11 protein-coding genes are annotated in these 14,175 nt (G+C 63.0%); 7 read left to right on the top strand and 4 right to left on the bottom strand.

Annotated features, from left to right (window positions below; translation table 11 throughout):
• Window positions 1-17: 17 nt before the first annotated feature.
• Entirely contained in the window at window positions 18-815 is a 798-nt protein-coding gene (locus AC27VE_RS10425; protein ID WP_280028221.1) for a TetR/AcrR family transcriptional regulator, read from the top strand.
• A gap of 169 nt (window positions 816-984) precedes the next feature.
• The gene (locus AC27VE_RS10420) at window positions 985-1,932 is read left to right on the top strand and encodes a Bug family tripartite tricarboxylate transporter substrate binding protein (protein ID WP_280028220.1); all 948 of its coding nucleotides are present in this window, start codon (window positions 985-987) and stop codon (window positions 1,930-1,932) included.
• Between the two features lie 66 nt (window positions 1,933-1,998).
• Here the strand turns inward: AC27VE_RS10420 and AC27VE_RS10415 are convergent, their stop codons facing one another.
• From AC27VE_RS10415 to AC27VE_RS10405, 3 genes are all read right to left on the bottom strand, one after another.
• Window positions 1,999-3,438 (bottom strand): NAD-dependent succinate-semialdehyde dehydrogenase, encoded by a 1,440-nt coding sequence (locus AC27VE_RS10415; protein WP_006225245.1) that lies wholly within the window; start codon window positions 3,436-3,438, stop codon window positions 1,999-2,001.
• 198 nt (window positions 3,439-3,636) lie between these two features.
• The gene (locus tag AC27VE_RS10410) at window positions 3,637-4,773 is read right to left on the bottom strand and encodes an AAA family ATPase (RefSeq protein ID WP_488703789.1); all 1,137 of its coding nucleotides are present in this window, start codon (window positions 4,771-4,773) and stop codon (window positions 3,637-3,639) included.
• Between the two features lie 10 nt (window positions 4,774-4,783).
• Window positions 4,784-5,650: an RNA ligase family protein gene (locus AC27VE_RS10405; protein WP_488703788.1), complete on the bottom strand. Its 867-nt coding sequence runs from the start codon at window positions 5,648-5,650 to the stop codon at window positions 4,784-4,786.
• A 429-nt stretch (window positions 5,651-6,079) separates the two neighbouring features.
• On the opposite strand from AC27VE_RS10405, the gene AC27VE_RS10400 reads away from it, so the two are divergent.
• The 4 genes from AC27VE_RS10400 (at window position 6,080) to AC27VE_RS10385 (ending at window position 9,157) form a co-directional block, all read left to right on the top strand.
• On the top strand, window positions 6,080-7,516 hold the full coding sequence (locus tag AC27VE_RS10400; RefSeq protein WP_488703787.1) for an MltF family protein: 1,437 nt from the start codon (window positions 6,080-6,082) through the stop codon (window positions 7,514-7,516).
• A gap of 125 nt (window positions 7,517-7,641) precedes the next feature.
• On the top strand, window positions 7,642-8,532 hold the full coding sequence (locus tag AC27VE_RS10395; protein WP_488703786.1) for a hypothetical protein: 891 nt from the start codon (window positions 7,642-7,644) through the stop codon (window positions 8,530-8,532).
• 89 nt (window positions 8,533-8,621) lie between these two features.
• A complete protein-coding gene (locus AC27VE_RS10390) occupies window positions 8,622-8,879 on the top strand; it encodes a hypothetical protein (RefSeq protein WP_488703785.1) in 258 nt (85 codons plus the stop codon).
• On the top strand, window positions 8,876-9,157 hold the full coding sequence (locus AC27VE_RS10385) for a hypothetical protein (RefSeq protein ID WP_488703784.1): 282 nt from the start codon (window positions 8,876-8,878) through the stop codon (window positions 9,155-9,157). The genes AC27VE_RS10390 and AC27VE_RS10385 overlap by 4 nt, the downstream gene beginning before the upstream one ends.
• 88 nt (window positions 9,158-9,245) lie before the next feature.
• Here AC27VE_RS10385 and AC27VE_RS10380 read toward each other — a convergent pair whose 3' ends face one another.
• Window positions 9,246-11,213 carry an alkyl/aryl-sulfatase gene (locus AC27VE_RS10380; protein ID WP_488703783.1) on the bottom strand — a complete coding sequence of 656 codons (1,968 nt, stop codon included), beginning with the start codon at window positions 11,211-11,213 and terminating at the stop codon, window positions 9,246-9,248.
• Between the two features lie 568 nt (window positions 11,214-11,781).
• Between AC27VE_RS10380 and AC27VE_RS10375 the strand changes: the two genes are divergently transcribed.
• Window positions 11,782-14,145: a DNA internalization-related competence protein ComEC/Rec2 gene (locus AC27VE_RS10375; RefSeq protein WP_488703782.1), complete on the top strand. Its 2,364-nt coding sequence runs from the start codon at window positions 11,782-11,784 to the stop codon at window positions 14,143-14,145.
• Window positions 14,146-14,175: the final 30 nt, after the last annotated feature.

The following is a 14,175-nucleotide window of genomic DNA, read 5'->3' as shown; positions in this document are numbered from 1 at the left end:
TCTTCAAGAGTGCCGATATGCCCGCCATCAAGAGGCCCACCGCCAGCGAGGCTGCGCCGCGCAAGCGCGGCCGTCCGCCCAGGGTCGAATCACCCATCAACGACCAGGCGACGCTCAGCCGCGCCACCATCATTGCGCGCGCTATTTTCTTGGCGCGTGAAACGTCGTTGGACCAGATCTCGATGGTGCAGCTGGCCAAGGACTTCGGCGTGGCGCCTGGGCTGATTCACTACTACCTGGGGGGGCGGGACAAGCTCATCACGGGCGTGCTGAACAATTACTACCGCGAGCGGCTGGCCAGAATGCCCGCATTGACGGGCAACTGGCGCGCCGATGTCGAAACGATCGCGCGCGTCAGCTTGGCCTTTGCCGTCGAGAATCCCGGCGTCAGCACCTATGTGGCTTCCCACAACCGATTTCGCCTGTTCCAGGATGTCGAACCGGGTGAAACCGATTTCGGCGCGGCGTTCTTCAATCATGCGACGACGGCATTCATGCAGGGCGGGTTCTCCGCCAAGCAGGTCGCCCTGGCGTACCACCTGTTGGCCCAGTTTCTGGTGGCAAGCAGCCGGGCCGAGGCCGCCAAGCAACTGCCCATCTACCATCGCGACTTCATCCAGAGCCGCCTGGAATCCATGCCCGCCGAGCAGTACCCCGGCGCGCGCTACGTCAGCGACGCGTTCTCCAGCCTGGACACCGACCTGGCCTTCGAAACCGGTCTGCAGATCCTGCTTGACGGCATCGCGAACTGGACCGTGAAGCTAGGCGCCGCCGTGCCACCCAAGCGTAAGCCGCGCGCAACCAAGACCGCCTGAATCGTCCCGCGGTCGCGGGTGTCGAGCTGTGGTGTAAACCCTTATTTAACAGTCTATCAATTAAATCTATATTTTAATTGATAGACTGTTAATAATGTGCGCACGAGGCGGCTGCCGCGATGACGCCGCATAAGGAGACATCATGAGGCTTCATCAGTGGTTGTTAGGCATGGCCGTCGCGGCAAGTTGCGCGGCTTCCAGCGCGGTGCAGGCGGCGACGTTTCCGGACAAGCCGGTCAGGTTCATCGCGCCGACCGCTGCGGGCAGCGCGCCGGACATCATCACCCGATTGGTCGCCGACAAGTTGGGGCAGCGCTGGGGCAAGCCGGTGATCGTTGAAAACCGGCCCGGCGGCAACGGAATCATCGGCATGAGCGCGCTGACGCGCGCCGATCCGGATGGCTATACGTTGGCCATGTTCCACGCGGCGGCCGCCGTGACCACGCCGTTCCTGTACCAGGCCGCCAAGTTCGATATCGAGCGCGATACCGACGTGGTGGCGACGTTGGGCTACACGCCGATGATGCTTGTCACGACGCCAGGCACGCCGTACCGGACCGTGGCGGACCTTGTCGCCGCGGCCAAAGGGGGAGAGGATTCTGATCTGGTGATCGGCAGCCCCACCCGCGGGTCGATTCCGAGCTTGTCCGTGTACTTGATGGGACAACTCAGTGATCGCGATTTCCGGCAGGTCAGTTTCAGCGGTACGTCCCAGGCTTTGCAGACACTGATCAAAGGCGATATCCCCGTCTACATCGACGGGGTGGCCCCGCTAGTGCCGCTTGTGCGGGCGGGCAAGCTGGTGCCGATTGCGATGAGTGCGGACGAGGCGTTGCCCGGGTTCGAAAACATCCCCTTGGTCAAGTCCACGCTGCCCGGCATGGTGACATCGGGCTGGTTTGCCGTCTTTGCGCCGAAGGGAACGCCGGCGGGTGTGCTGGAATCAGTGAATGCCGCGATCAATGATGTCCTGCGAGAGTCTGACGTGCAGGGGCGGCTGGCGGACATCGGGACGTTCCCAATGATCAAGACCCGGTCTGAGGCCGGGTCTTTTGTCCACGAGGAAAAAACCAAGTGGGGCGGGGTCATTACCAAGGCGCAGGTTAAAGCGGAGTAGCCCCGGTGCCTGCACCTTGATGGCCGCCGGCCGGCGCAGCGCCGAACCGGTGGCACGCAGGCCGTATCAGACGCCGACGACGGAGACCGCCTTCGTCACCAGGTAGGCCTCAAGCGCTTCCGGGCCGCCCTCAGAGCCGTAGCCGGAATCCTTCACGCCGCCGAACGGGAGTTCAGCGGAGGGGGTGGCGGGCTGGTTGACCCAGAGCATGCCCACTTCAAGGCGGCGCGACAGCTCGTGTACCGTCTTGATCGACTTGGTGAAGCCATAAGCGGACAGCCCGAACGGCAGGCGGTTGGCTTCACGGATGGCCTCGTCCAGCGTTTCGAAACTGCGGATCGCGGCGATCGGGCCGAACGGTTCTTCATTGAAGATGTCGGCGTCGAGCGGGACGTCGGTAAGGATCGTGGGCGCGAAGAAGTTGCCCGCGCCGCCGACCCGCGCGCCGCCGGTGGCGATGCGCGCGCCCTTTTCGCTGGCGTTCTTGACGATCTTGTCCATGGCCGTCAAACGGCGGTCATTGGCCAGGGGCCCAAGTGTCGTGCCTTCGGTCAGGCCATCACCCAGCTTGAGCTTTTCGGCGTGGGCGACGAAGGCTTTCTCGAATGCGGCCTTGATGCTCTTGTGGACCAGGAAGCGCGTCGGCGAAATGCAGACTTGGCCGGCGTTGCGGAACTTGGCGCCGCCGGAGGCCTTCACGGCGAGTTCGACGTCGGCGTCCTCGGCCACGATCACGGGGGCGTGGCCGCCCAGTTCCATCGTCACGCGCTTCATATGCAGGCCGGCCAGCGCGGCCAGTTCCTTGCCGACCGGGGTCGAGCCCGTGAACGTGACCTTGCGGATCACCGGATGCGGGATCAGGTAGCTGGAAATCTCGGCAGGCGAGCCGAAGACCAGGCCCAGCACGCCCTTGGGGATGCCGGCGTCGACAAAGCAGTTCAGCAGGGCGGCGGGGGACGCGGGGGTTTCTTCGGGCGCCTTCACCAGGAAGGAGCAGCCGGTGGCCAGCGCGGCGCCCAGCTTGCGGACGACCTGGTTGACCGGGAAATTCCAAGGGGTGAACGCCGCGACGGGGCCGACGGGTTCCTTGATGACCAATTGCTGCGCCAGCGGGTTGCGCGACGGCACGATGCGGCCATAGACGCGCAGCGCTTCGTTGGCGAACCAGTCGATGATTTCAGCGCCGGCCAGCACTTCACCGCGCGCTTCGGCCAGCGGTTTGCCCTGTTCCTGGGTCAGCAGGCGGGCCACCGAATCGGCGCGTTCGCGCAGCAGGGCGGCGGCACGACGCATGACGGCGCAGCGCTCATGGGCGGACGTGTCGCGCCAGGTTTCGAACCCGCGCTGCGCGGCGGCTAGCGCCAAGTCCAGGTCTTCGCGCTTGGCGTGGGCAACCTGGCCGATCTTCTGGCCGGTGGCGGGGTTGACGACGTCAATGCGCGCGCCGCCTTTCGCTTCGCGCCATTCGTTGTCGATGAGAAGCAGGGTATTGGGGTAATCGGCCATGGGGTCTCCGTAACGCGTCCGGTCAGTAGGGAAACAATGACTCTACGCCGAAAATCCGGACGAATCCACCGCCCGGGGGGCGGGCGCCTGAGCGGGGGAGCTCCGCGCTCGGACGCGCGCCCCTGGGGCGAGCGCTGGCCAAGGGCTTGCCGAGGGCCTCAGCGGATTGCCGGGTCAGGGCAGAGCAGGCTCGTCCGGTCACACGGCATACGTCACCCGATGCGCCTCGGTCGGCAGCGGCAGGTCCCAGCGGTGCAGCATGCCGGTCAGCGTCTTGTTCGACAGGGACGTATCACGCCGGCTGTTCCGCCGCAGCAATTCGGCACGCGGCTGCTCCAGATAGACCAGCTCGACGTGTGCGTCATAGGAATACAGCAGATCCAGCGTCTTCTTGCGCATCAGTTCGCTAAGGTGCGTGGCGTTCCAGACGAAGGGCGCCTTGCGCCGCAGCAGCTCGCGGGCCCGGTCGATGGCCAAGTGCGCCACCATGCCTTCGTTCTTGCCGTGGCGCAGGCCCAATTCCTCTCGCGCATCGTCGAATGAAATCACCGGCAGATCGGGATGATGCCGGGCGACCCAGGTGTTCTTGCCCGATGCGGGCAGGCCCGACATCACAATGACCCGCGAACCCGATTCCTGAAACAGCGGGTAATCGGGATGCACGTCGGCGCCACGAAAATAACTGACCGCCGTATGGACATCGGCGAAGGCCCGCGGCTGGCCAAAGCAACGCTCTTCGCGCGCCAACTCGCAGAAGAGCGCGATGTTGTCCAACACGCGTTGGCTATCCGCGCAGATGCGCCCACGCATGTCGGCTTCGGCAAGCATGGCGAGCAGGGGGATGTCGACCTGCCAGGACAGTTCGCGCACGATGAACTCGGGCGTCTTGCCGCGGCGCGAGCCCTCCAGGGCAAAGAACGGCACCTGGTGGACCGCGATCAATCTGCATACGGCTTCGCGCACGGCAAAGGGCACGCCGGCATCCCATAGCGCGATGCGCGCATCGATGGCGCCCTTGCGGGAATGGCCCGGCTGGCCGATGGCGCCGGTGACCGGGTCGATGACCGTGGTGCTGTGCTTGGCAACGTCGTGCAGCAAGGCTGCAAGAAGCACCACTTCCTGGTCAGCCCGGGCCGCCGCCTGGTACTGGGGCAAGGCGAGCAGCGCTTCCACCACCATTTTCGTATGGGTCCAGACATCGCCCTCGCCGTGATAGCGCGGGTCTTGCGGCGTGGTCTTGGCCAGTTCCAGAGCGGGAAATGCCGCCAGGCAGGCGTCGTAATCCGGCGTGTGGCCGGGGGCAGGCGTGAGCGCCTGCAATTGTGCGTATTGCATGATCTATTCCTTATTGTCCAGCGGCGCCGCGCAGCGTGTCCCAGTCCACCGCGAGGCGCGGTGCATAGAGGTCCACGCCGGGCGCCAGCAGGTTGGGCACGTAGGGCTGTTCGGAATGATGTTTGTCCGAGTCCAGGATGGCCTGCACGAAGTCGCGGCGCACCCACTTGTAGCGGGCAACTGTCCTGCCGTCGGCTTCCACCTTGATGTACAGGCCCTCCGACAGGTCCGACTTGTCGCATTGCTTCCAGGCGCGTTGCAGGTCCAATCCTTCGCGCAGCACGGTGGCCTCAAAGGCCTCGCGCCAGTCCGGCGTCTTGGCCAGCGACGGCCGCAGCAGGGCTTTGAGCGTGTCAAGCCTGAACGGGGCGACGCCTTCATACAGGACCGGCACGGACAGGACGGGGCCGTCTGCCAGCAAGGCGCGGCGCGCGTCGGTGGAAAGGAAGTCGCCGCTGTGGCGATCCAGGACGTCGAACTCGAAGAAGTGATGCGGCAAGGCGTCGTAGAACACCGAGTGCTTCTTCGTCAGCGTCTCGCCGTACATCACATAGCGGTCTTCCAGGCGTTTCAACAGCCAGTCGGTGTGCGCCGCGGCCCATGCCTTGACGAAGTTGAATTGTCGTTCGCGGCCGCCGCCCACCAGATAATGCCCGCGCGATTGCAGCAGCAGTTCGCCCGAGGGGCTGAAGCTGATGCCGGTGTTGGCACCGTCGAGCTTTTCTTCGACGACCAGATGCAGGCCGGCCAAGCGGCGGTACGGCACATGGTCATGGCCTTCGTCACCGTCTTGCAGGCGCGAGCCTTCCAGGTGCGGCGTGCGGGGGTAGCGGAACAGGTCCAGCGATTGCGCGTAAGCGCAGAAATCTTGCGTCATGGGGTCTTCTCCAAAGCAGTGGAAAAGCCGACGACGCAGTCTGGACGGGAAAGGAAAGCGAGTGGGGTGTGTGCTTCCTGGAACCGCGCCTGGACCCCGTGACATGCGCTCAAGACGCAGGCGTCGAGCAGCAAGGGGCGCGCAGGCAGACCGCGATTACCAGGGCGGTAGTCGTCGGCGTTTAGGCGTAGTGACGGATGGCAGACACGGTTGCACTCAGAAAGGAAGGGGGTGGAAAAGAGGGCGAATCCTAAGATACCGGGAAGGGGTTTGTCAATGCGGGGTGTGGCGGGGGCTTGTTGGGCCGGGTTAACACTAAGTAGCGTAGGCAGAATGTGCTCTACATAATGAATTAAGCCACGAGACGCAACTCGGTCGCGAGGGTTTGCATGACGAGAAAGCCACATCGTTCCCTCGCTCGGAGGTGGTATGCCATCCCGTCTTTTTGCCCTGGCGCTCTGCGCATTGCTGCCTTTCGCACCCGTAGGCATATCCCGAGCCTCGGATGCACCGCCCAATTCAGACCCCCTGGCACTTGCCTATAACGTCAAACCGTGGACTGGTGACCTCGACGGGATGATCCAGCGCAGGCAGATTCGGGTGCTGGTGCCCTACAACAAAACCCTCTACTTTTTGGACAAAGGCGGCACGCAGCGCGGCATCATTGCCGACATGATGACGGCGTTTGAGAACGACCTGAACGTCCAGTTGAAGAACAAGAACGTTCGAGTCCATGTTGTCTTTTTACCTACGTCTCGGGAACGTCTGATTCCCGATTTGCTGGCAGGAAAAGGCGACATCATCGCCGCCAATCTGACGGTGACGGAAGAACGCCAGAAGCAAGTTGATTTCAGCACGCCGCTCGCAACGGGAGTACGCGAAATTATCGTCGCCGCGCCGGCAGCGCCGGAATTGAGGTCACTGGACGATCTTGCGGGACAAGAGCTGTTCCTCAACCCCGCCAGCAGCTATTACGGCAGCGTCAAGAAGCTGAACGCTGAGCTGCAAGCCAAGGGGCTCAAGCCCACAATTATCCGCGACGCGCCTGGCGTGTTCGAAACCGACGATATTCTGGAAATGGTCAGCGCCGACCTGGTGAAGTACACCGTGTCGGATCGCTATCTGGCAAATTTCTGGAAGCAGATTTTTCAGCAGATTCGGGTGTATGAAAACCTGGAGGTGGATTCAGGTAGTGACATCGCTTTTGCCTTCCGGAAAGATTCGCCCAAGCTCGCCGCCACGCTGAATCCCTTCATGGAGAAGAACCGCATTGGCACCTCGTTCGGCAACCAGCAACTAACAAAGTACTTGAAGTCGGTGAAGTGGGTGAAGGCCGCGACGGACCCGGGGGAGATCGATAAATTTCATCGCCTGGCGGAGTTCTTCCGTAAATATAGCGATCAGTACAGCATTGACTGGCTGCTGATGATGGCGCAGGGCTACCAGGAGTCACGGCTGGATCAGCAGGCCAAAAGTGCGGTGGGTGCGGTGGGCGTGATGCAGATCATGCCTGCCACGGGGAAAGACCTGAAAGTGGGTGACATCCGGCGCGAAGAAGAGAACATCCATGGCGGCGTGAAGTACATCCGCTTCATGATTGATCAGTATTACGCGAAGGAACCGATGACGGATCTGAACAAAGGTTTGTTCGCCTTTGCGGCGTACAACGCCGGACCAGGCAGGGTCAGTCAGCTGCGCAAGGAGGCCGCTGCAAAAGGGCTGGACCCAAACGTCTGGTTCGATAACGTGGAGCGAGTCGCCGCTCAGCGCATAGGGCGGGAAACGGTCCAATACGTCAGCAATATTTATAAGTACTACATTGCATATTCGTTAGTGCGTGCACAGGGCGCCAAGGCGGCAGACTAAGCGAGTAAAACACAATGACGATGGCACGCCAGCGTGTATTCCGTTCACTGTTGAAGCGATGGGGCGCGCGTCGGAGCGCCCGGTGGATCAGTAGTGTCGCCCTAGTATGTTTGGCGGCGCCGGTCATGGCGCAAAACGGCTTGCGGCTAATCAAGCCTGACCTCCAAAAGCGCGCCAACGGCGTACTGGCCCTGATGTCGTTCTCCATCGTGCCAGACATAACGACGAGTTCGTTGTCGATCGGCAGTGGCGGGGCTGGGGTGTCTGGATCCACCGAGTTCGGTATGACCCAGCTTGGCGGCGGAGACACCATCAGCAAGTCCGTGCCTATCTACCTGGAGGGCGTTCTGGCGGGCAGCCGCTACGATCCGGCGTTTATTGCGTCAGATGGAACCGAATCCCGAAAGATCCCGGCGAAGTGGACCAGCGTGTCGGCCACCGGGGGCATCGGGTGGGACTTCAAGTTGACCGACGAGTTGAAGCTGCGGCCCATCTTCAATTTTGCGTTGGGTAACGTTACCAGCGATCTGCGGGCAGCAAGTTGGTACGTCGGTCGTAAAACAGACACCGAGATCGACTTTCTGGATCGAGGTTCGCTCAATGCTTATGGCTTGGGTGGCTCCATCATGCTGGACTATGAGCATTACCGGGAAAAGTACAAGGTCGATGTCGAGTTGCGCTATTCAGATATGCGACTCCAGAGCTTTGACAGCTCAAGCGCGGTGACAGGCCGCGCCACCGCCCAGTCACTGAATCTGTGGACACGCTACCGAGCCCCGACCGGAATCATGGCGCTGGATCGTCCCTTGCGCTACGTGCTAGAGCTGACGCACTCGGAGTTTCTGGGGGATCAGCGGGGCATTCTTGGCTTCGATCGCTTGACGTCGGTGGGCGCCGGCCTGGAGCTGGATTCCAGCGCCCATAACGTTTTCATTACGCGGACACGACTCGTGGGCCGCTACGTGTTCGGCAACAATGTTTCCGGTTTTTCGGTGGGACTCGCCGTCAGTTTCTAGGCTGATCCGAGCCGAAGGTGCAGCCAGCCGATATTTGCTAGAGGCGGACCCCCAAGAATCAAGAGCGCTCGCCCGGCCTCGGCATCGAATTGTTTTCGCTGGTCCGCAATGATTGGTTCTTCCGGCTGCAACGCCGGCTGGTGCTGGCCGAGGGCATCGCGCACAAGCTTGTGCCGATGTGCCTGGATCAGTTCTGGCGCACGGGGCTGGTGGACGAAGCGCTGGCGCCGCGCTTCCGGCAGGTAGTTGCCGACAGCGTCAGGTTGCGCCCAATCCCGACGAGCTGGTGTGGACGGGTTCGGCAGACCGCCAGCGCTCGTTTTCGGCGTGGTGGTTTCTGTTGGTGACGCGTCCGCTGTTCTCGGTGTTGCGGCTGGCGTGGGTATGGCGGCTGGTACTGGCCGGCATCGTGTTGCTGCGCATCGCGCGCTTGCCGCTCAAGCTGGTACCGTCCCACCCAGACCGCGTGGGCGGCTTGGGCTTTCTGGGCCGCTTGCCCATGGTCTTTGCACCGTTCATTTTCGCGGTATTGGCGGTGGTGGCGGGAACCTGGGCGCACAACGTCTTCTATCACGAGGTGTCGGTGCCGTCGCTTTGTGTGCAAATGGCCACGCTGGTACGCTGACCAAGCTGTTGTTCACGTTGCTGTGATAAAAGTTCAGGCCATGAAAATGCCCCCGGGCAACCGTCCGGGGGCATTTCTCTGACGACGATCACGGCTCGGCGATGGTGAACCAGAAATCGAACTTGTCGAAGTTGGTCAGCATTTCCTTGAACTTGGCTTTGTCGCCTTCGATCTGCACTTCGCCGCTTTCTGACAGATTACCCAGCTTCAGCTTGCCCAACGCGATGTCATCCAGCGTGGTGCGATTCAGCGTGACCGTGCCGTCGGCCTTGTCCAGCTGCTTATCTTTGCTGTAGTTCATCACACCGTTCTTCACCGTCAATATGTACTTCTGCTTGATGTCCGGGAAGATCAGGTTATAGGCATATGACTTGGCGCCCGCTTCGGGTCCATTCAAGTGGATGGCCAGGAAGTCCAGGAACATCTCGGTGGTCATGCCACGGATGATGTCGGGCGAACTGGTGTTGGGCGTGGCCATCTTTTGCACGCCGCCTCGCAGTTCCTGTGCGCCAGACAAATAGAAGTTGCGGGCCGGGCCCGATTCAGCCTGGTAGCCCAACTGCTCCAGCGCATCCGCCTGCACGTCGCGCGCCGCCTGATTCTTCGGGTCGGCGAACACAACCTTGTTAGCTACCGTGGCGGCCCAACGGTAGTCGCCCTTGTCAAAGGCGGCCTTGGCGGTGGCGATCATCTTGTCCGCTCCGACCATCTCCACATACTTAACGGCCTCTTCCTTGGGGGGAAGGGGGTCAAAGTTGGCGGGGTTGCCGTCCCAGAAACCCAGATACAGCTGATAGGTGGCGCGCACGTTGTGCTTCAAGTTGCCGTAGTAGCCCCGGTTGTAGAACTCTTTGGCCAAACTGTCGGGCAGCACGAACGCTTCAGCAATTTCGTGCATGGTCATGCCTTGATTGGCCATGCGCAAGGTCTGGTCGTTGATGTACTTATAAAGGTCGCGCTGCTTTTCCAGGTGCGCCACGACGTTCTCGTTGCCCCATTGCGGCCAGTGATGGCTGCCGAACGAAACCACGGCGTCCTTGCCCCAGAGGTCGATGGTCTCGCCCAGGGTATGCGCCCACTTTTGCGCGCTACGCACCTTGGCGCCACGCAGCGTCAGAATATTGTGCAAGGTGTGGTTCGCGTCTTCGGCCAGGTCGATGGCCTTGAACTGCGGGAAGTAGAACAGCATCTCGGCGGGGGCTTCCGTGCCGGGCGCCATCTGGAATACGACCTCGGTCCCGTCCACCGTGATGGTCTCGCCGGTCTTGTCGATGATCTTGTTGGGTTCAAACAAGGTAATCGTGCCCGCGGACGTGGTCAGGCCCAAACCGCCGCCCACGTTGCCCTGCGCATTCTTGGGCAGCAGGTTGCCGTACATATAAGATGCGCGGCGGCTCATGACGTTGCCGGCGAACACGTTTTCGCTAACGGCTTCTTCCATGAACCCTTCGGGCGCAATCACCGGAATCTTGCCCGAGCGGACGTCCTTTTCATCAACGATGGCGCGTATGCCAGCAAAGTGATCCACGTGCGAGTGCGTGAAAATCACGCCGGTGACGGGCAGTTTTTCCACCTTTTCATTGATGAGGTCGAGGGCGGCTTTGGCGGTTTCGGTGGACGTCAGGGGATCGATCACGATCCACCCCGTTTTCCCGCGCACAAACGTCATGTTCGCCAAGTCGATATTGCGCACTTGATAGATGCCGTCAACGACCTTGAACAGTCCGCGGATAGCCAGTAACTGCGACTGCCGCCAGAGGCTGGGATTTACGGTGGGTGGGGTGGGGCCGTCCTGCTTCAGGAAGTCGTACTGCGCCAGGTCGATAACGGTGTTGCCCTCTTGGCCTTTGATGGTGGGGCTGGGCAAGTCCGCGATGAAACCGCGCCGGGCGTTTTCGAAGTCTTGTTTGTTTGAGAAGGGCAGGTATTTGGCTAAGGCGTCGTTAGCTTGCTTGGTGGCGTCCGTCGCCTCTTTGGGCGCCGCTACCGCCGCCCCGGATCCTAGCGCCGCCACCAGCATGGTGACCGCAATTTTTGTGCTGAAGGTATGGAACATCGCAGACCTCTCAAAAGTTACGTGGGTACGATTGATACAGGTAGGAAATCCAAGAACGACGCGCACAAGAATGATGTTTCGAAGCACCTGTCTGGTGGCGCTACACCACTCTAAATTGGGCTGAGAAAGCTGTAAATCGCAGAATTGCGAGATGGGGAAAACCCGGTCACGATCCTGGCTGCATTGGCGCAATCTCCGGGCATTCAGTACGTTGTATTCAGGAAGCTCTTTGATACGTATCGAGTACGGTGTCAGACCGCAATTTCCAAGCAGGCTCCTGTCAACTGGCCTTATGCCAGTGGTGCTGTCACCATGGGTAAAGCGGTGGCGTTGACGAAACAGTCTCGCGTCTAACGTTCCGTCATCTCCGCATGGGTCCCCCTATCGATCGGCAAGCCCTCCTTACGGCCACCCGAGGCGGACAACCCCGTTCACTAGATACCCCAGCGTGTTGCGCCACGACCTACGCTCCTGGCTTTGGGAGAGGGTCATTACCGGTCGTTCATTCTGTTTGGCGTTCGTCGCCGGCGCAGCGCTGGTGCAATGCTTGCCGGCATTGCCGGGACGAATGCTGTTGTGGCTGGTCGCGGGCGGGGGGATCGTTGCCGCAGGCTGCTGGGCGCGCTGCCGCCCCGACGCGCTTCGTATTGCCTGTGCCCTAACGCTGGGACTTTGTACGGGCACGCTCAACGCCAGCCTTCAGGCCCAACACCGCCTGGATGACGCCTTGGCGGACCTCCACCAGGATCAGGTGTCGCGCCTGATCGTGCGCGTGGCTGAACTGCCGGACGGAGACGAACAACATCAGCGCTTCGTGGCCGAGTTGGCGGAACCCGCCCGGCCCGGCATTCCGTCGCGCATCCAGGTGACGTGGCAGGCGCCGCCCGGCGCAAAGCGCGGAAGCTTGCAGGAACTTCCCCAGCTGCTGCCCGGCCAGGTCTGGCGCATGGCGCTGGTCTTGCGGCGTCCGCATGGCGTGCTGAACCCGGCGGGGCCCGATGCGGAGGCGCGGATGTTTGCCCGGGGCTTGCGCGCGGTGGGCACGGTGCGGGGGCAGCCGCGTTTGCTGGATGACGCGCCCTGGGTGTCGCCGGGCATCGCGATTGAACGGGCGCGGCATCTGGTGCGCGAGGGCTTGCGCAAGGCGTTGGGGGAGCATCGCTATGCGCCCGTGCTGATTGCGTTGGCGATTGGGGATCAGGCTGGTGTGGCGCGGGACGACTGGCGCATCTTCAACCGCAGCGGCATCACGCATCTGGTGTCAATCAGCGGCATGCACGTGACCTCAATCGCCGGCATTGCGGGGGTGCTGGTCGCGGCGCTGTGGCGGCGGGCGCGATGGCGGGGCGTGGGCTTGGCGGAGTTTGCGCCGTCGCGCGTTGCGGGCGGCGCGGCGGCGGCCGTCGTGGCCTTGCTGTATTGCCTGTTGGCGGGATGGGGCGTGCCCGCGCGGCGTACGTTTTTCATGTTGTCGGTGGTGCTGGCAGCGGCGATGTCGCGGCTGCCGCTGACGGCAGGCCGGGTGCTGGCGTGCGCGGCGGCGGGGGTGGTGGCGTTGGACCCGTGGGCGCCGTTGTCGGTGGGGTTCTGGTTGTCGTTCGGGGCGGTGGCGATTCTGCTCCGTATCGCGGATGCGCCGTTCGACGTGGAGGCGGGCTGGCGCCAGCGCTGGATGGCCCGGCTGGGGCAGGCGACGCGCCTGCAGTTGCTGGTCACCTTGGGGCTGACGCCGCTGCTGGCGTTCCTGGTGTATCAGGTATCGGTGGGGTCTCCGCTGGCCAACGCGGTGGCGATTCCCTCGGTGACGTTCGTTGTGACGCCGCTGGCGCTGCTGTGCGCGGCGCTGTCGGTGGTGCCGGGTGCGCAAAGCGCCGCGGCCTGGGTGGGGCAGTTGGGGGTGGCCGCGTTCGATTACACGATGGTGCCGGTGGCGTGGGTCGGCAACGCGGGCTGGGCGAGCTTTGCGGTGGCGGCGGCACCGTGGCCGTGGCTGCTGCTGGCGGTGGCGGGAATGGTGTGGGCATTGCAGACGCGGGGCTGGCCGGCGCGGTATGCAGGGTGGGTATGCATGCTGCCATTGCTGTGCTGGAGGCCGGACCGTCCGGACCCTGGCCATTGGCGGATGAGCGCGCTGGATGTGGGGCAGGGCAGCGCCATCCTGGTTGAAACCGCAAGCCAGACGTTGCTGTTCGATGCCGGCCCGCGCCATTACGGCGGGAGCGACGCCGGCGAACGCGTGGTGGCGCCGTTTTTGCAGGCGCGCGGGATCGGCGCGCTGGACGTGCTGGTGCTGTCGCATGCCGACCAGGACCACGTGGGCGGCACGCGGGCGGTGTTGGCCGCGGTGCCGGTGGGGCGCAGTTATGCGTCGTTTGATGTGGCGGCGTTTGTGCGGCGGGATGCTCGGCTGTGGCCGGATGCCGCTGCGCAGCCGGCCTTGCCGCAAGAGAGGTTGCGGTGCCGACGGGGCGACGCCTGGGAAGTCGATGGCGTGACGTTCACCTTCCTGCATCCGGCCGGTGGCGGCAGCGGAGCGGTTGCCGACCGCAACGCGGACAGTTGCGTGCTGCGCGTGGAGGGCGTCAGCCATTCGCTGCTGTTGACGGGCGACATCGGCGTTGCGCAGGAGCGCGAACTGGTCGCGCGCGGCGTCCCTGCGACGGATGTGGTGATGGCGGCGCATCACGGCTCGGCGTCATCGTCTGGACGGGACTGGGTGGTTGCGACACAGGCCAGCCACGCCTTGGCGCAAGCCGGTCACCTGAACCGTTTTCGGCATCCGGCGCCGGCGGTCGAGCGGCGCTGGTTGCGTGCGGGGGCAGCATTCTGGCGCAGCGACCGGAACGGGGCGGTGATGGCGGTATCCACCATGCAAGGGTTGGACGTGTGGTCGCAGCGGGACCGCGGGCGGCGGTATTGGCACGGGCGCTAGGCGGAGCCGGGCGCGATGCCGTTCATGGCC

It is taken from the genome of Achromobacter sp. 18P8.1.1, assembly GCF_057799415.1.
The sequence above is the reverse complement of the archived record's forward strand: the minus strand, read 5'-3'. Positions and strand labels throughout refer to the sequence as shown.